Source organism: Cupriavidus sp. 2TAF22 (assembly GCF_052115045.1).
Lineage (GTDB): Bacteria > Pseudomonadota > Gammaproteobacteria > Burkholderiales > Burkholderiaceae > Cupriavidus.
Map to the genome: position 1 here is coordinate 20,789 of NZ_JBFRFX010000056.1, position 16,589 is coordinate 37,377.

Consider the following 16,589-nt stretch of genomic DNA (forward strand, 5'->3'; position numbering starts at 1 on the left):
GTCGAGAATTTTATTGGGTACCTGAGAGTCAGGCGCAATAAAGCAGGTGTCGGGTGACCTCTGCCGTGAACTCCATCGGTTTGTCGAGGTTGGAAAGATGCCCCGCACCTTCGAGGATCAGAAGTTCAGAGCCCCGGATCTGGTTATGCATTTGGTGCAGGGCCTCTACAGGTGCGCCTGGATCCTCCGTGCCTCCGACAATCAACGTAGGGCATTGAATCTTGGCCAGCGCCTCGCGCGTATCGAGCCCCATGATTGCCTGGCCGCAAGTGATATAGCCCTGGAGCGACGTGGCCGCAAAGTCTTTCGCCAGCCGCGTAATAACGTCTGGGTTCGCTTCGCGGAACGCTTGTGGAAACCATCGCTCCATTGAAGGCAGCGCAAGAGCGCCGACACCTCTGTCCTCGGCTAGCTGGATACGTTCGCCCCACATCTCGACGGCCAAAGGCGGCATGTAGGCAGTAGTGTTAGCCAGCACCAGGCTCGCGACTCTGTCGGGTACCTCAATTGCGAGCGTCTGCCCGATCATTCCTCCCACGGAGATGCCGATGAGATGGCTGCTCGCTATGCCCAGATGGTCCAGGAGAGCCAAAAGGTCGGACCCGAGCAAAGCCAGGGAGCCAGGGCTTGCGTCGCTGCCGCTCTCACCATGCCCGCGCAGATCGTAAGCCAGCACGCGGTAGTTCGCTGACAGCGCTGCGATTTGGCGCTCCCACATGCGCCGCGTGCATCCGAGCGAATGACTAAAGGTGACCCACGGCCCGGATCTGCCATGCACCTCGTAGGCCAGGTCGACGCCGTTGATGTTCAGCTTCATGCTTGCCTCACGGGTGACGCGGAGATCGTCCCCGACGCGCGCTGCCCTGCGCCCTCTTGCGCCTCGTCAGTCATGCGCGCGTCGTAGTGCCGCCGGACATAGACGCGAACGGTATCGTGGATGGTGTCGATCTGCGGATCAGGCATTTCCGACAGTCGCTCTTGCTGCCCCTCGATGAAGTCGGCATCTTCCTTAAAGGTGCGCACGATTGCATCGTGGTAAAGCTCACTCGTCTTCGGCTCGTCCTGTTTGTACCCCGTCATCGTTGAGTAGAAATAGAAGCAGGTGGTGTCCGTCTCCGGCGTCAACGCGTGGAAGACGCGCAGTTGAATCCCGCCTTCGCGCTCGTTGCGGTCGTAGGCCCCAGTGCCAGCATCCTTGCCTCCGGTGTACATGAGCACATTGCCTGGGGCGATGAACTCAAACTCCTGCCAGCGATCGACCTTGCCTTTGAACCCGCCCGCAGCCACGTAGGTCGCGGGTGGGGTGTGATCCAGCAGCCAGCGCGTGAACTTGGCGCCACGGGCGGTCCGCTCCGAGTTCATGATGGCATTCACGTACTCGTCGGCAGGACCGCTGCCGATCGTGTTCTTGTGCATGTAGCCGATGTGCGTCAGATCCATGAGATTGTCGATCATCAGCATATAGTGCCCCTTGACACGCATCATTCCGCACTTCCTCGGCCAGGTCTTCGCGTCGTTGTGGTATGGGTAATCCACAATCATCGCCGGGTCGGCCTTGGAGACGTCCCCCAGCCAAATCCAGAGGAATCCGTCTTTTTCAATCAGCGGGAAGGACTTGACGCAATTCTTCGCGGGAATGCGGTCCTGTCCGGGAACGACACGGCACGTGCCGTCGTCGCCAAACACCAACCCGTGATAGTTGCACTGGATTCCGTGGGCCGTGACCTCGCCCAGAGAAAGCGGTGCGCCACGATGCGGGCAGCGGTCAAGCAGCGCGACGGCGCGCCCGCTCTGCTCGCGATACAGCACAACCGGCTGATTGCCGAGACGGCGTGCCAACGGCTTGTTGGTGACCTCGTGCGGCCACGCCGCAACGTACCAGTCATTCTGAATGAAGCTCATGGGTTTCTCCTCCATTGGGGTCAGGTAGCAAGGCCACGCGCTTTCCTGGCAGGGACCAGACGCCCAAGAAATAGTGAGCGACGCGTGGAACGGTGTGGAGCGCGTCGGAATCGCCTGCCCTGACGACCCGCCCCTTCTCCAGCACGAAATGACGATCAGCGAGATTGCACAGCGGACCGAGGTTCTTCTCGACGACAATCGTCGACAGGGTTTCAGCCTTCCGTTCGCACCCGGCCATCCAGCTTTCCGCCCGAACCATGCGGGGCAAGCCTTCAGCGGGTTCAGCGAGCACCAGTAAATAAGAGCTGGTCATCGAGGTACGGCCGACGGCTCTCATCTGCTGCTCACCGTTGCAGGGTTCGGTGCCCAGGCTTGTGCAGCATTCATGCTGCCGCGGGAAGAACGCGGGCACGCGACTGAGCGTCCACGGTGACGACCACGGCCGCGACACGCTGGCCTGGCAGTTGCCACAAGGATTTCCCTCGACGGGCAGGTTCGAAAACCCCTGGCACCCCGCAGGAATGCGTGCCAAGCTGTGCCTCGTAGTGGTTCATCTTGTCTCCTTGATGGTATTGGGCGTGCTGTGTCAGTGTTGGTGATGCCTTACTGCCCGCGTACCGATGCCTCCACTGATCGGACACCACTTGCGTAGGCTTCGGGCGAAGCAATGCCACCCGCAACGCTGGCCATTCATGCGATTTAGATAGTCTAGCTAATGATTAGCTTATGCATAATTTAGCTCGAGAATGATAGGTCGTCAATTACAATCTTCGAGTCGGCGCACTGGAGGTTTCCCGATGCATCTCAGCCCTGCAGGCGATTGGCGCAAGCATCGTTAGGGTCGTCGATCAGCTCGAGCGGCTGGACGTGGTCAAGCGCACCCCAGCCACGGATCGGCATGTCTACGCGTCACAACTACGGCGCATGGCAGTTCGTGACTGCAGCGCCACCAAGCTCTGCACCAAGTTTTCGACGTGAACGCTTTTGCCCGCCTGACACTCCGGGGCGCGTGCCGCCCTAGTGGACCCGTTGGCCAGAGTCGGCCTGCCAAGGACCGACTCTTCCGCCAGGATGGAATTCCCTCGCATAAGGCACAAGATTTCATTCGGCGCCCCCCTGACGATCCCATTTTTGCGAGAAGCAGCCATCGAGAGTGATCAGTCGAGCGCACCGCCACGGCACTCCATGGGTCACATATACGCCCAGTCGTGCGCAAAAGAAGCGATCTGCCTACTGCCAGTCTATTTATACATCACCTACATAACGATATAGTTGGCTAATTATTCTTAGTCAACTAGACTATGAGCCTGACCACCCAGAAGATATGTAAGCCGTGTCGTCAAAAGCTCACACCTCAGCCAGTCCTGCCCCCCCTCAGTCGGCAGCTCCCACGCGCAATCGCACTGGGGTCCCGACCGGTGAAGGGCTAAAGACGGAGGAGCAGGAGCCGCGAGAGTACGAAGATCTCCTTCGGAATTCGTTGGCCTATGCGATCAAGCGCACGCAGGTAAGGTGTGATGAAGCGCTCTCGCGGCATCTCGACCCCGGGCTCTCCCCGGCGCGCTTTGCAGCCCTGTGCACGGTGGGAGCCAATCCGGGCATCAGCCAGGCGACGCTAGGCGGGTTGCTCAATGTGGCCGCGCCAAGTGTGGTGAAGGTCGTTGACGACCTTGAGCGAATGGGGCTTGCAAAGCGGACCCAGAGTTCGGACCGGCGAGTCTATGCACTGCAACTTACGGAACGCGGTGATATCGACCTAAGGCGCTACCACGCCTCTATCCAGGCATTCGAAAAGAACATTGCCTCAGGATTAGGCGCAGATGAAGGCGCGCAACTGCTGGCCTTGCTCACCAAGGTGGCGCCGGTCGAAGTATGACGACGCGCCATAATCCAACAATCCGCCGGCTTGCTACTCGGCGAACTCTTGCCAACGCGGCGAGAAGAAGCTGGCCGGCACAAGGATCTTTGATTCTTGACTTACCAGAAGCGGAAGCATCTTCGCAACATAGGCCTGCCATTGCGGATCCGCCGCGAGGGTACTGCGTCGTTCTTCACGCTCTGCCAGGCTGTCGTACGCCCATTGGTGCACGATCTGGTTCAAGGGTCCGAACTCGGTGTGATAGTAGCCAACCATGCGCCCCAAGATGGGATGCTGGATCGCCCACCCCTCGTGCTCATACAGGGCCAAATACTGACGCCACTTTCCGGGATGGGTGGTATAAGTTCGCTGCTCGACGATCATGTGTACTCCGACTGTTTGTGTTTGCATTCTTATCCAGATCAGGATCAACGGCCCATGGTCTGTCCGACAGCCGAACATGAACCGTCCGAGACCCGAGCGGCCGCCCCCTGCTACTGTTCTGGAGCGACACATACATGGCCGATAGCTCAGGTGTGGCGGACGCCGGCTCCTTGAAGCGGGGCGTACTGCTTCTCAAGATTCTTGCTTCAAGCGGCCAGCGCGGACTCACCCTTACGCAACTCGCGGCAAGGGCTGAGTTGCCGCACCCAACCGCACATAGGGTGCTCCGCCAGCTCGTTCATGAACGGCTTGTCGCCCGCAACGACGAGCTCAAACGGTACCGGCTTGGCCCGCTTGCGTATGAACTCGGAATCGCTGCATCGACAATGTACGATCTGCGCGACCCTTGTGACGACGCCATGCGGACACTCGCGTCAACAACCAACGACACGGTCTACCTTGTCGTCCGCAGTGGCGTTGAAGCAGTTTGCGTGCATCGCATCGAGGGCTCGTTTCCCATCCGCGCACTGATTTTGGATGTTGGTAGCAGGCGTCCGCTTGGCATTGGAGCTGGCGGACTGGCGATACTCGCCGCCACGGACGAGGCCGAGCGTAGTGCAATCATTGAGTGCATCGCTGCGAGAATGTGCGTGACGGGCAGACAAGCACCGCCGGATCTGGAGTCGGCGTGCCATGCCACTCGCGAACGCGGGTTCTCTGTTATCCACGACAGGGTTAATCTCGGCGTTACCGCCGTCGGACTAGCGTTTGGCGACTCTAACGGCCGCCCGCTAGGGGCTCTCAGCGTTTCAGCACTGTCGCACCGTATGCCTGCCCAACGCATTGAAAGAATTGCAGGACTTCTTCTGGATGCGTGTGGAACCATGGAGCGTCGCATTGGGGATAGCAGGCGTAGCGGTTGGAAAACCGGCGGGTCAGCGGCGAACTAATGCCGGCACAGGCTCGCCTTGTTTTTGACAATACAGGCTAGCGATATACGGTCTGCAAACGGGGAGCGTGCCGCCAGTCACGCTCCACTTTGCCACCCATCTTGGTGCTGCCGTTGTAGGTGGCGTTATGCACGCCGCGCTTAAGGGATCCCAGCTCGGTAGCTCCCTGCCGCTCAATCTCACGATCGGCTTGTCTTCTCATGTCGGTACTGTACGCGACCGACAGCGCGCCACGTGACCTGGCCGGAAAGCAATGTCCGTTAAATGGAAACTCCGTACGTACGCGATGGAGGGGCCCAGTACAGTGGGACCACTAGCGGTGCCATCTCTACCGTTCTGGCTTCTCCATCAAACCTGGCTTATCCATGAAATCTCAAATTTTGGCTGGCAAAGTTGCTGTTGTTACTGGCGGCAGTAGCGGCATCGGGGCCGCCTGCGTGCGGTTGCTGGCGAAAGAGGGCGCCCGGGTCGTAATTGGTTACAACGCAGGGCAAGAGCGCGCGGAGGCATTGCGCGCGGAGCTGCCGGGCGATGGCCATTCTGTCGCGCATATTCCGCTGGAAGATCCAGCTTCGCACGAAGCTTTGGCCCGTGACCTGGACAAGGAGTTTGGTGCCGTTGACATCCTCGTGAATTCCGCGGGCCGCACCGAGCGTGTGGCTCACGCCGATCTCGAGCGCATGGACGTACGCCTTTACAACGACATTCTCATTGCGAACGCAGGCGGAACCTTCTCACTGACCCGTGCATTGCTTCCGTTGCTCAAGAAGGGAACGGAAAGCGTCGTGGTCAACGTTTCGTCCGTGTCCGCAGCGACCGGCTCCGGCAGCAACCTTGCATACTGCGCAGCAAAAGCGGCACTGGAAACGACCTCCCGGTCGCTGGCGCGCGTCTTCGGGCCCAGCGTCCGCTTCCTGTCATTGGCCCCCGCATCCGTGGACACGGACTTTGTCGCAGGCCGCACCCGTGATGAACTAGAGCGCAAGGCCGCCGCGACCCCGCTTGGCCGCGTGGTCACACCCGACGATGTCGCCAACGCCGTACTGGCATGCGCGACACAGCTCAAAACAGCCACAGGAACACGCATCGTTATCGATGGAGGATTCACGCTGTGATCATCTTGAACCCCACGCATAATGCCTCGGTACAAAGCTGGGTGGAATCGGCGAACACACCGGACACCGATTTTCCGATTCAGAACCTCCCTTTCTGCGTATTTCGTTTGCACGGATCGAGCGCTCCTGCACGATGCGGGGTGGCCGTCGGCGACCGTATTGTGGATGTCACGCGGGCGGCGAGTGCCTTCTCCGATGCCGCCTTGGAAGTTGTGCGCGCGTGCGCGGACGATACGCTCAACCAAGTGATGCAGCGGCCGGAAACGGCGCTTTCCGCCTTTCGCCTGCAACTGTTCCAATTGCTCGCCCTGGATGCGCCCGCAACGCGGCGAATCATCGAAGACGCCTTGGTCCCGATGGCTGCGGCGGCCCTACAGATGCCGGTACGCATTGGCGGCTACACAGATTTCTTCGCCTCGATCCACCATGCCACGAATGCCGGGCGCTTGTTCCGGCCGGACCAGCCGCTGTTGCCGAACTACAAGTATGTTCCCGTGGGGTATAACGGTCGTGCCGCCAGCGTGCAGCTTGGCGATGCGCCAGTCCGTCGCCCGCGCGGGCAATTGCGAAGCCAGAGCAGTGACACTCCTGCGTTTCGGCCTTGCGAGAAGCTTGACTACGAAGTGGAGCTCGGGTTCTTTGTTGGACGAAGCTCCGAACAGGGCCTGCCGGTACCTACAGATAAGGCCTGGGAGCACGTTTTTGGCGTATGCCTGCTCAACGACTGGTCCGCACGAGATATGCAAGCGTGGGAAGCTCAGCCGCTCGGACCGTTCCTCTCCAAGAGCTTTGCCACCAGCATCTCTCCCTGGGTCGTCACGGCCGAAGCGCTTGCGCCTTTCCGCGCCCCGGCTGCGCCCCGCCCGCCAGTCGATCCCGTCCCGTTGAAGCACCTGCTTAGCGCGGAAGATCAGGCCGCCGGCGCTGTCCAGATTCTGATCGATGCACGGATTTCCACAGAGCAGATGCGGGCTGACGGCATGCCACCAGCCCTCCTCTCACGCTCGGACAGTGCCATGTTGTATTGGACACCCGCACAAATGCTGGCCCACCACACCAGTAACGGATCCGCTCTGTACACAGGTGATCTGATTGGATCAGGAACGATATCCGGGCCGGATGAAGCCTCGATGGGCAGTCTTCTCGAAATTTCGCGCGGTGGTTCCGTGCCGCTCAGGCTCCCGTCCGGGGAAGAACGTCGGTTCCTGGAGAACGGCGACGAAATTACATTCACTGCGCGATGTGAGCGGCCGGGCTTTGCCAGCATCGGCTTCGGCGAGTGCCGTTCCACAGTGTTGCCCTCCCTTATGCTCGGCACAGAGATCTGATCATGGCTACCGAACTCGATACGGGAATTTCTTATCAAAGCGGCTTCGGCAATGAATTTGCCAGCGAAGCCCGTAAAGGGGCTCTGCCGGTGGGGCGGAACTCGCCACAGCAGGCGCCCTTCGGCCTGTATGCTGAAATCCTTTCGGGAGCGGCCTTCACGGCGCCTCGCTCGCATAATCGCCGCACCTGGATGTACCGGATGCGCCCGTCAGCGATGCACTCCCGGGCGGAAGAGATTGACGTTCCGCGCTGGCAAACAGGACCGTTCAGCGATGTCGCAACGCCAGCCAACCGCCTGCGCTGGAATCCCTGGGCCGGGCCGGGCCAGGGCGCGGACTTCATTGATGCGACGTATACGGTAGCAGGCAACGGCGACGCCCACGCGCAGTCAGGGATTGCCGTGCACGTCTATCACGCCGATCGGTCCATGGTGGATCGCTATTTCACTAACAGTGACGGCGAAATGTTACTAGTTCCGCAGCAAGGCGGCCTCTTAATCTACACGGAGTTGGGGCGTCTGACGGTACGACCGGGAGAAATTGCAGTGATCCCCCGTGGCATGCGGTGGCGGGTACAACTACTGGACAAAATAGCGCGTGGTTACGTCTGCGAAAATTATGGCGCACCGTTTCGACTCCCCGAACTGGGACCCATCGGCTCCAACGGCCTTGCGAATGCGCGCGATTTCAAGACGCCGGTCGCCAGCTTCGAGGCACCGCGATCGCGGCCTTGCCGGATCGTCAACAAGTTCTTGGGGCACTTTTGGGAGTCACAGCAGGACCACTCGCCCTTGGATGTTGTGGCCTGGCACGGCAACCTGGTGCCCTATAAGTACGATATGGCGCATTTCATGGCGATCGGTACGGTGAGCTTTGACCATCCGGACCCCTCGATCAATACAGTTCTTACTTCGGGAACCGATACACCTGGCGTCGCCAATTGCGACTTCGTTATTTTTCCTCCCCGCTGGCTTGTCGCCGAAGACACGTTCCGACCACCCTGGTTCCATCGTAACCTCATGAGCGAGTTGATGGGCCTTGTCCGTGGCGTCTACGATGCAAAGGCGGAGGGCTTCGTACCGGGAGGCGTAAGCCTGCACAACAGCATGCTTGCGCACGGGCCCGATGCCGCGACCTTTGAGAAGGCCAGCAACGCCGAGCTTGCCCCGCATCGACTTGAAGACACGCTCGCATTCATGCTCGAGAGTCGGCATATCTTGCGGCCGACCGCTCAAGCACTCAGCGCACCGCATTTGCAGCCCGATTACGAAGCGGTTTGGCATGGCTTCACCGCTGCGCAGATCAGCCCCCAATGATCCGCTGGCACCATCACGCCGGTGTAAGACCGGCAAGCTCCGCAGGGGGAGATCGACGGTCGGGCCGATAGTTTGCGGCAAGACGCGGCTCCTCCCGGTCAACAGCCGGAGCACCCGCGCCCTAGCTCGCAAACGCTGCACGCGACAGAACAATGAGGAACCATGAACGCACCGCTAATTGAGATTGAGCTTGATCTCCGCACCGCCGAAGGCTTGACGGCCTGAAGGCCGACGACGCCTCGCTGGCGGTGCAGATCGAACACGGCCTTCTGGCCCGAAGACACGGCCGCCGCGCCAGTGCCAGTGCCAGCCGACATAAGGCGCCCCAACGGTCAACCAATGAAAAGCATGCTCAAGAGCCGATCGATTTTCCTGACTACCACGGCTGCCCTCTGCGCGGCAGCCCTACTCCTCGCAGCCACCCCCGCGCGTTCCCAATCCTCAACATACCCTGCGAAACCCGTCACACTCGTTGTCCCATTCCCGGCTGGAGGGGCGACAGATGCTGGCGCAAGACTCTTCGCCCGGCACCTGGGAGACATTCTTGGCCAGGCAATCGTGGTTGACAACCGCCCAGGTGCCGCGGGGACAATTGGCAGCACCTACGTGAGCCGAGCCAAACCCGATGGCTACACGCTACTTTGGGGCGGCACAAGTACTCTAGCCGTTGCCCCAAACCTCTATAAGGACATCAAATACGACGCGCACTCCTTCATCCCGCTAGGGATGGCGTTGCGCGGCCCGATGATGCTAGCGGGACACCCATCGCTGGAGGCGAAGAACCTCACGCAACTCATCGTCCTGGCAAAGAAGCGCCCGCTGACTATTGGGACGGCCGGCGGCGGCTCGTTGGGACATCTTGCTGCGGAGTATCTACGCGAGTCGGCTGGCGTGCAGCTCTCGCATGTTCCGTACCGCGGTGGAAACCCAGCGATCACTGACGCGTTGGGCGGACAAACGGACCTGATCCTCGACACCGCCTCAGCCCTCGCGCCCTATGTAAAGTCCAATAGGCTTCGCGCATACGCTGTAACTGGTGCACAACCCTACAAATTGACGCCGGATGTGCCACTCCTGAAATCGGTGGTGCGTTCATATGAAGTCTATGCCTGGTTCGGATCCTTCGCCCCTATGGGGACGCCGTCGGCAATTCTCCAAAGACTCATAGACGCAATGGCCAAGGCCTCGGCCTTACCAGCGGTGCGAAAGGAGTTAGCCACCCTGGGAGTCGAGCCAGGCGTCCAAACGCCACAGCAGTTCGCCGACGTCATTCAAGCGGATGGTAGAAAGTGGGCGGAGATCATCAGCCGTGCCGGTGTCCGGGCAGGGGAATAGTAGTACGTTGAGGTCGGGTGGTCGGACGCCGGCTGACCTCCTATGTTTGCACTATCCCTTGCCTGCTGGTCCGGCTACCAGAGGAACTCTTTGTACGACCACCTCCGGAACGGACAAAAACACCTTCCCGAGATGCATCCTGATGGACATGCTTTGATATCCGACAACCTCTATTTCCTACTGGCACAAGCCACAACGCATCTCGAACGAGACCTGCAACAGAGCCTCAAAAATTGGGAACTGACAGCCACACAGTACTATGTACTGGATGGAATCGCCAAAGACCCCTTCCGGCACTCCTCCTACTATTGCGCCCTACTGCGCCTTGATCCTGGCTGCTTTACACGCGTGCTCGACAAGTTTGAGGTCAGAGGACTCATTGCGCGTGACCGCGGTGACACTGACCGAAGGCTGGTTCGGGTACGCCTGCTCCCTGCAGGTATCCGGCTTCATGCCGACGCACGCAGCGCGATTGAAGCCGCCCAGGCCGAGATCCTTGCACAGTTATCCTCCTCGGAAGTTCGTGGATTGGAGTCGCTGATTTCTCGATTCCGTAATTTCATCAAAGAATCCACCGAATTGCAGCCGCTACGCCCTCGCATCGGGCAGGACAGGCACGCAGCACGCCTGGCGTAAAATCATCCAACGCGCCCCTTTCCCTCAGACGTCACGCGCCGCATCGCCCTGCTTGGTCAACCCATTTCCGCGAGTTGCGAAACATCCGCGCCCAAGCGCTAGCCCCATCTCCCACCTGTTCCAGGCATCCCGCGCCTAGCTCATGGTCGTGGCACGGAACATGCATTCCGGGTGCGGCATCAGCACGGTGAAGCGGACATCGGTGGTCGCCACCGAGGTGATGCCGTCCGACGAGCCATTCGGGTTCAGCGGACAGGTCTGCGTAACCGCACCGTGGTTGTCAACAAAGCGCGGCGCCACGTTGGCCTGCCCGGTCTCGCCACGATTGCTTGGGTGTCGTTAGCTGACGACACTAGGCACTTTTCACCAACCAAAATTAGCCCCTAAGGCTTCACGAGAGACATAGGCCCCCCCACTCAAACCGCGCGCGGCAGCACTAATTTTCGGCTGCATTCCAACAACGCCGCAGCGCGAGCCGCCGCCAGGCGAATGCGCTCTGTCAGGGCGGCACCGCTGACTTGGCAGTTCTGGAAGTCTCCCGGACCGGCATATACGCCGATGGGCAACGTGAGGGCCTGCAAGAAGCCAAACAACGGCCGCAACTGATGCTCCAGTACCAACGCATGGCGGTCGCTGCCGCCAGTGGCACACAGTAGCACTGGCTTGTCCACCAGCGCCTCCTGCCCGACCAAGTCGAAAAGATGCTTGAAGTGACCGGGATAAGAGCCGCGATACACGGGTGTGGCCACTACTAGCAGGTCGGCAGACTCGATGGCGACCAACTCGCGGTCAATCTCAGCCGACAGCTCCTTGCGTGACAGCGCTGCGCCCAACGGACGCGCGATATCGCCGACGTTGACGACATGACTTTGCAATAACAGCCGGCCATCCAGCTCCGCGAGTACCGCACGCACCAGGGCATATGTGCGTGACGGTTGCTGTACGCTGCCATTGACTGCGACCACTCTCAGCGGTGTAGCCACGTAAAAACCTCCTGTCGATTTCGGTGGTTTGTACCTCAAAGGCGACTACATGCATGTCCGGCAACGGGAGGACGTAACAGCACGACAGGCCCGAAAGCTCCCCGCTCCGGCCTGAATCGCAGTGCCGAGAGTGTGAGATTCATGGTGACAGTTCGGTCTTTCGGAGCCATTCCTGAAAGCGGGCGGTCGCGGCTCCATCTGGTGGATAGAGGCCCGGCAAGACTTCACCAGCCGCCACCCGATCAATCACCCACCCCTCAAACTGCTCGACTTCCAGTGCCGTCGCCGCGACGCGATCAACCAGGCCGGCCGGCACGACGACGACTCCGTCTGCGTCGCATACAAGGACATCGCCTGGGCACACGGCCACTCCACCGCATCCGATTACTTCCTGGGTCCCAGCAAGGATTAGTCGCTCGGTAGGCAACGGCGCCGCAGTGCCGTTGCTCCAGACCGGCAAACCGGATCGCCGGATACCACTAGAATCCCTGACAGCGCCATCAGTCACCAACCCAGCAACGGAACGGTACTTCATCCGCGTTGCCAGTACATCGCCAAACACGCCCACGTCGGTCACCCCCATCGCGTCGGCAACGGCAATGCATCCTTCCGGCATTGCTTCGATGGCCGTTCGGGTCGTTTCGGAAAACGACAGGTCTGAACGGATAGGAACAAAACGTAGTGTGAACGCGTGCCCCACGATGCGCTCTGCAATGCCGTTAAGGTGGCGGGCGCCGCGTATCCACGTGTTGTGGACGCCTAGCTTGGAAAGAACTGTCGTCAGCGTTGCGGTGGTAACGCTAGTGAAGGCTTTCACCAGGGCCGGCGCGAGTGGCTCAGGCACTTGGCTCGTCGGCATGTGGGGCTCCAATTATTAGATGCTTGTAATCAGTCCGCCGTCGATGCGGACGATGGAACCCGTCAAGTAACTTGCACGATCACTTGCCAGGAATGTCACGACGTCAGCGTACTCTTCCGGGCGGCCATACCGGCCAAGGGCGATGGCCGCAGTACTTTCCGTGGAGACATCTTCCACGGACCGCCCTTCGCGTTTTGCCTTCGCCTCGTCGAGGAACCGGATCCGGTCGGTTGCGACACGGCCGGGCAGCACGACGTTGACTGTGACGCCATCCGTCCCGACTTCCCGAGCAAGAGTCTTGGACCAGCCGACAAGCGACAACCGCAGCGCATTCGAGATGCCCAGATTAGGTATGGGTGCAACGACGCCAGAGGATGTGCTGGTGACAATGCGCCCCCACTTTCTCGCGCGCATGCCTGGCAACACCCTGTCCGTTATACCAATGACCGACAACACCATGCTTTCGAAGTACTTTCTCCACAGGCTCAGGTCCTGGCTGTGCGCGGTTGTTGGCGGCGGTCCACCCGTATTGTTGACCAGGATCTCAACCGGCCCGAACCGTGCTTCAATCGCGCAAATATGACCATCGATCGAATCGACGTCCGCCAGGTCCCATGCAAGAGCCAGCGCACTCCCACCATTGGCCTCGACGTCGGACGCCGTCCGCTGCGCCGCTTCCATATTCAGATCGGCCACGGCGACCCTTGCCCCTTCCGCCGCGAGCGCCAATGCGATGGCGCGCCCAAGACCGCCGCCACCGCCCAGCACCAACGCAACCTTTCTGTCGATTCCTAATTGCATAAGTCACTCCATAGAACGTAAATTCGGAACACCGCCGCGGCAAGCTTCCGCTCTTCGACAGGACGCCCGACGCGGATCCACTCTCAATGTTTGACTGCTTCTTCTTTCCGCTGGTGTCAGTCAGCCGCGCTCAAGTGTTTGGGCGCCTGGTATCGTCGCGCGCCAGCCGGATAACCAGCAGGCTCTGCGGGCAACCGCAATCCAACGGAAGTTCCCGCGACCCCATCTCCTGGCTGCCGCACACGCTATGACACATAGTGTCCTATAGGACAAACAGAGTCAACTACGAAATGCGTGTCATCGAGAAATGCTCAGTTGATATAATGTGCAGATCGTCTATCCCAGAACTCGCTCATGATTAACCTGCCGCACCGACTCCGCACCGTCCGCCGCCAGCGGGCACTCTCGCTTGAAGCGCTTGCTGAGCGGACAGGGCTGACGAAGAGCTATCTCTCCAAGCTGGAGCGAGGCCTCAGCTCACCGTCGATCGCGACCGTCCTGAAGATTGCCGAGGCCTACGGCATGGGAACCGGTCAGTTGCTTGGCGACGCACACGATAATGCGAACGAGATAGCCTGCGTCTCGCGGGCGAGCCAGCGCGAACCGCTGACGCGCCTAGGCGAGGCAAGCGGGTACCGGTACGAGGCCATTGCTTCGGAGCGCAAGATCAAGGCGATGGAGCCGTTCGTCATGCACCCGCCGCGTGAATTTCCGGATGAAACGACCTTCTCCCATAGAGGGGAGGAATTCCTGTTTGTACTCAAGGGGCGCGTCGAGGTGCAGCTTGCGCAGGAACTGATCACCCTAGCGGCCGGCGATGCGCTGTACTTCGATGCAGACGTGCCCCACCGGATCCGCAGCGTGGGTAAAGGACAAACCGAAGTTCTGATGACCACAACGAAATAGCCTCGACCCACTCTCGTGGGACGCTTCGCTTGTACCACGCGGGTGGCGCGCACATACACAGCCGTGATCGCATTGATCGGCTACTTGCGGCTGCACGCGAAGCCGCAGTGCGGGCTTCACGTCGCAATCAACCATGATGCCTAGAATCGGTGGTTAACTCCCACAGTGAGGCCCGCCTGATTTGCCCCGGGCACAACGCCGACTCCAAATCCAGCGAGACCAAGATTCGAGCCATTGTTGTTTCTAACGTAGCCTGCTTCGACATAGATGCGGGTTCTTTTCGAAAGCAGATAAGCGGCGCCCATCCCAAAATCAATCGGGTGCTGGCCGGCAGACCTAACATTTGTGTAATAGGTTGCCATCGATATGACATAGGCTGGCGTCACTCTGTATTGAAATCCACCATAATACATATTCGAGCGACCCGCAGTCGATGGAATCGAGCTATTGAACCACTTATACCCCGAGAATAAAGTCAAATTACCACTCAGTTTATACGCCAAACCGGCGGCAACGCGCTGCTCCTTATTGCCCTGCGTCCCGACAGAAGTGCCGCGGCGAAGTTCGTAAACCAAGGCACTCTCGAGTGCTCYAGACGCATAAGATGTACCGGCGCTCATCTCTTGGCCAACGCGGAACTCGCCAGGAATTTCGCCGCCATTTACGATGACTGTGTTGTAGCCAGTGCTATACAGAGCATCGAATTTAAATGGCCCACCGGAAGCAACGTACTTGATTGAGTTGTCGGCCCGGCCGATGAATTGTGCGTCTTGTGCAGTGATTGACCAGTTAGAGTAGGCTAGCGGATCGAGAGACGAGAAGAAGTCGTAGATCGGCACTTTTTGTCGCCCGAACGTCAAGATTCCGTATGGTGTCTGGAGTCCGACAAATGCCTGCCGGCCAAATAGACGTTCGTTTTGTTGCAGCGCTCCATTGTCCGCGCTGAAGCCGTTCTCAAGTGTGAACACACTCGAGATACCTCCGCCAAGATCCTCTACTCCAGTGAGGCCGAAACGCCCCGCCGCATTACCGCCGGAAATCACCTGGACCACGCTTTTACTCTGGCCGCCGCTCGTCCCGGCATTGGTTGTGTAGGCAATGCCTGAGTCTACAATGCCGTAAAGTGTTACATTCGAATATGCCGAAGCGCTACCTGCCGCGGTGGCGGCAAGCCCAAATGCAAGCTGCTTCCCAATACGAGCCATTCCGGATGGGGGGCGATGCTCCATAAAATCTCCTTTGATCGATTAATTATTTTTTTGGAATGCGGGTGATGGCTCGCACTCATAGGGGGGGGCGGCGATGAGCTTTTGTCGCTAATTCTTTACTGACGACACGATTCCGGTCTCCATTTCCTGCAATCTCTCCACCGAAGGTCGCAACGGACGAGCCGTCGCCACCGGCGACTCGACAAACGGTCGACCAAGCGAATTCCCCGCTGCGTTGTCGAGTAGGCCCGGTAGGTTTATCAACCGAGCGAACGTTACCGGGATCGACCTGTAGGCTGGTGGGCGCGGCGGGCAAGGAACGGGGCTGCGCCACTGCGTCCTTGGCCATCGGCACCGGCGGAAATAGGCTATTCGGCGGGAATATTGCGTTTAGTCTCCCGCCGATATCTTGTGTCCTACGCGTAGTCGAGTACGAGCGAGCCGCGGGCATCCCCCGCGGTGTGATATACGGCACCGACTAAGCCGCGCAGTTCCCCAGGGGGTTTTTGCGTAGAGACCACAGCATTCATACCTACCATCGATTGCCGCGAGCAAAGGAGCGCCCGTAGCTCGCGCCTGTGTGGCATTGCTTTTGAACGTCTCCTCCTCGGCGCCCTGACAGGCCCTGCTTTTTTAGCCCTAGCGATTAAGCCGCAGTCGACACGCCACGCGCGTAGTACTCGAATGCGGCTTGCGAGCGTCGCGGCTTCAGGAGCCAGTCATGTGCCTCCCGGCCCAGGGCTTCCGGAATCGGCTGGATTTCGCCCACCGCCATAGCGGCGAGTTGCATCTTGGCCGCCCGCTCGAACAGCACCGCGAGCACGCAGGCTTCCTCCACCGTGGAGGAAGCCACCAGCAAACCGTGATGCGCCAACAGGATGGCGCGCTTGTCGCCTAGGGCCGCCGAAATGATCTCCCCCTCCTCGTTACCCACCGGAACGCCCGGCCATTTCGGCAGGAAAGCGCAGTCGTCATAGAGCACGCACGTGTCCATGTGCGAGATGATCA

Annotated in this window: 18 protein-coding genes; 8 read left to right on the top strand and 10 right to left on the bottom strand. The window is 59.8% G+C overall.

The genetic code is table 11. The features are described 5' to 3' along the window. Window positions 1-28: 28 nt before the first annotated feature. Genes AB4Z48_RS36335 through AB4Z48_RS36345 form a run of 3 tightly spaced genes read right to left on the bottom strand, consistent with a single transcriptional unit; the run spans window position 29 to window position 2,434 of the window. Window positions 29-817 (bottom strand): alpha/beta fold hydrolase, encoded by a 789-nt coding sequence (locus AB4Z48_RS36335; protein ID WP_441623074.1) that lies wholly within the window; start codon window positions 815-817, stop codon window positions 29-31. Next, the gene (locus AB4Z48_RS36340) at window positions 814-1,902 is read right to left on the bottom strand and encodes a Rieske 2Fe-2S domain-containing protein (RefSeq protein ID WP_441623076.1); all 1,089 of its coding nucleotides are present in this window, start codon (window positions 1,900-1,902) and stop codon (window positions 814-816) included. Before AB4Z48_RS36340 ends, AB4Z48_RS36335 begins: the two co-directional genes overlap by 4 nt. Continuing rightward, complete coding sequence (locus AB4Z48_RS36345) at window positions 1,883-2,434, bottom strand: ABC transporter ATP-binding protein (protein WP_441623078.1); 552 nt, start codon at window positions 2,432-2,434, stop codon at window positions 1,883-1,885. Before AB4Z48_RS36345 ends, AB4Z48_RS36340 begins: the two co-directional genes overlap by 20 nt. A 948-nt stretch (window positions 2,435-3,382) precedes the next feature. Between AB4Z48_RS36345 and AB4Z48_RS36350 the strand changes: the two genes are divergently transcribed. Further along, entirely contained in the window at window positions 3,383-3,778 is a 396-nt protein-coding gene (locus tag AB4Z48_RS36350) for a MarR family winged helix-turn-helix transcriptional regulator (protein WP_441623080.1), read from the top strand. 33 nt (window positions 3,779-3,811) lie between these two features. Here the strand turns inward: AB4Z48_RS36350 and AB4Z48_RS36355 are convergent, their stop codons facing one another. Continuing rightward, window positions 3,812-4,144, bottom strand: a complete 333-nt coding sequence (locus AB4Z48_RS36355) for an NIPSNAP family protein (protein ID WP_441623082.1) — start codon at window positions 4,142-4,144, stop codon at window positions 3,812-3,814. A gap of 134 nt (window positions 4,145-4,278) precedes the next feature. Here AB4Z48_RS36355 and AB4Z48_RS36360 point away from each other — a divergent pair, with 134 nt between their 5' ends. The 6 genes from AB4Z48_RS36360 (at window position 4,279) to AB4Z48_RS36385 (ending at window position 10,824) form a co-directional block, all read left to right on the top strand. Next, window positions 4,279-5,094, top strand: a complete 816-nt coding sequence (locus tag AB4Z48_RS36360) for an IclR family transcriptional regulator (protein ID WP_441623084.1) — start codon at window positions 4,279-4,281, stop codon at window positions 5,092-5,094. Between the two features lie 365 nt (window positions 5,095-5,459). Next, a complete protein-coding gene (locus AB4Z48_RS36365) occupies window positions 5,460-6,209 on the top strand; it encodes an SDR family NAD(P)-dependent oxidoreductase (RefSeq protein ID WP_441623086.1) in 750 nt (249 codons plus the stop codon). Beyond that, the gene (gene fahA / locus AB4Z48_RS36370; RefSeq protein ID WP_441623106.1) at window positions 6,209-7,537 is read left to right on the top strand and encodes a fumarylacetoacetase; all 1,329 of its coding nucleotides are present in this window, start codon (window positions 6,209-6,211) and stop codon (window positions 7,535-7,537) included. Before AB4Z48_RS36365 ends, fahA begins: the two co-directional genes overlap by 1 nt. A 2-nt stretch (window positions 7,538-7,539) precedes the next feature. Next, window positions 7,540-8,853 (top strand): homogentisate 1,2-dioxygenase, encoded by a 1,314-nt coding sequence (gene hmgA / locus AB4Z48_RS36375; RefSeq protein WP_441623088.1) that lies wholly within the window; start codon window positions 7,540-7,542, stop codon window positions 8,851-8,853. 348 nt (window positions 8,854-9,201) lie between these two features. After that, a complete protein-coding gene (locus tag AB4Z48_RS36380; protein WP_441623107.1) occupies window positions 9,202-10,188 on the top strand; it encodes a Bug family tripartite tricarboxylate transporter substrate binding protein in 987 nt (328 codons plus the stop codon). Window positions 10,189-10,278: 90 nt separating this feature from the next. Continuing rightward, complete coding sequence (locus AB4Z48_RS36385; RefSeq protein ID WP_441623090.1) at window positions 10,279-10,824, top strand: MarR family winged helix-turn-helix transcriptional regulator; 546 nt, start codon at window positions 10,279-10,281, stop codon at window positions 10,822-10,824. A gap of 135 nt (window positions 10,825-10,959) precedes the next feature. On the opposite strand, the gene AB4Z48_RS36390 is transcribed toward AB4Z48_RS36385, so the two are convergent. The 4 genes from AB4Z48_RS36390 to AB4Z48_RS36405 all read right to left on the bottom strand — a co-directional run bounded on the left by AB4Z48_RS36390 (window position 10,960) and on the right by AB4Z48_RS36405 (window position 13,467). Then, complete coding sequence (locus AB4Z48_RS36390; protein ID WP_441623092.1) at window positions 10,960-11,124, bottom strand: phosphoribosylformylglycinamidine synthase subunit PurQ; 165 nt, start codon at window positions 11,122-11,124, stop codon at window positions 10,960-10,962. Window positions 11,125-11,240: 116 nt separating this feature from the next. Beyond that, window positions 11,241-11,807, bottom strand: a complete 567-nt coding sequence (gene msuE / locus AB4Z48_RS36395; protein WP_441623094.1) for an FMN reductase — start codon at window positions 11,805-11,807, stop codon at window positions 11,241-11,243. Between the two features lie 139 nt (window positions 11,808-11,946). Beyond that, entirely contained in the window at window positions 11,947-12,666 is a 720-nt protein-coding gene (locus AB4Z48_RS36400) for a ribonuclease activity regulator RraA (protein ID WP_441623096.1), read from the bottom strand. Window positions 12,667-12,681: 15 nt separating this feature from the next. Continuing rightward, window positions 12,682-13,467, bottom strand: a complete 786-nt coding sequence (locus AB4Z48_RS36405; protein WP_441623098.1) for an SDR family oxidoreductase — start codon at window positions 13,465-13,467, stop codon at window positions 12,682-12,684. Window positions 13,468-13,821: 354 nt separating this feature from the next. Between AB4Z48_RS36405 and AB4Z48_RS36410 the strand changes: the two genes are divergently transcribed. Beyond that, a complete protein-coding gene (locus tag AB4Z48_RS36410; protein ID WP_441623100.1) occupies window positions 13,822-14,373 on the top strand; it encodes a helix-turn-helix domain-containing protein in 552 nt (183 codons plus the stop codon). Window positions 14,374-14,513: 140 nt separating this feature from the next. On the opposite strand, the gene AB4Z48_RS36415 is transcribed toward AB4Z48_RS36410, so the two are convergent. Both AB4Z48_RS36415 and AB4Z48_RS36420 read right to left on the bottom strand, forming a co-directional pair. Then, window positions 14,514-15,602, bottom strand: coding sequence for a porin (locus AB4Z48_RS36415; protein ID WP_441623102.1), 1,089 nt, complete (start codon window positions 15,600-15,602; stop codon window positions 14,514-14,516). A gap of 625 nt (window positions 15,603-16,227) precedes the next feature. After that, window positions 16,228-16,589, bottom strand: a 362-nt coding sequence (locus AB4Z48_RS36420; protein ID WP_441623104.1) for a class II aldolase/adducin family protein, incomplete at its 5' end; no start/stop codon positions are given.

Bases quoted from the DNA above. Each gene is read 5' to 3' on its own strand.
- AB4Z48_RS36340 (WP_441623076.1), bottom strand. From the start codon at position 1,902: ATGAGCTTCATTCAGAATGACTGGTACGTTGCGGCGTGGCCGCACGAG.
- AB4Z48_RS36380 (WP_441623107.1), top strand. From the start codon at position 9,202: ATGCTCAAGAGCCGATCGATTTTCCTGACTACCACGGCTGCCCTCTGC.
- hmgA (WP_441623088.1), top strand. From the start codon at position 7,540: ATGGCTACCGAACTCGATACGGGAATTTCTTATCAAAGCGGCTTCGGC.
- AB4Z48_RS36355 (WP_441623082.1), bottom strand. From the start codon at position 4,144: ATGATCGTCGAGCAGCGAACTTATACCACCCATCCCGGAAAGTGGCGT.
- AB4Z48_RS36360 (WP_441623084.1), top strand. From the start codon at position 4,279: ATGGCCGATAGCTCAGGTGTGGCGGACGCCGGCTCCTTGAAGCGGGGC.
- AB4Z48_RS36405 (WP_441623098.1), bottom strand. From the start codon at position 13,467: ATGCAATTAGGAATCGACAGAAAGGTTGCGTTGGTGCTGGGCGGTGGC.
- AB4Z48_RS36365 (WP_441623086.1), top strand. From the start codon at position 5,460: ATGAAATCTCAAATTTTGGCTGGCAAAGTTGCTGTTGTTACTGGCGGC.
- AB4Z48_RS36410 (WP_441623100.1), top strand. From the start codon at position 13,822: ATGATTAACCTGCCGCACCGACTCCGCACCGTCCGCCGCCAGCGGGCA.
- AB4Z48_RS36335 (WP_441623074.1), bottom strand. From the start codon at position 817: ATGAAGCTGAACATCAACGGCGTCGACCTGGCCTACGAGGTGCATGGC.
- AB4Z48_RS36400 (WP_441623096.1), bottom strand. From the start codon at position 12,666: ATGCCGACGAGCCAAGTGCCTGAGCCACTCGCGCCGGCCCTGGTGAAA.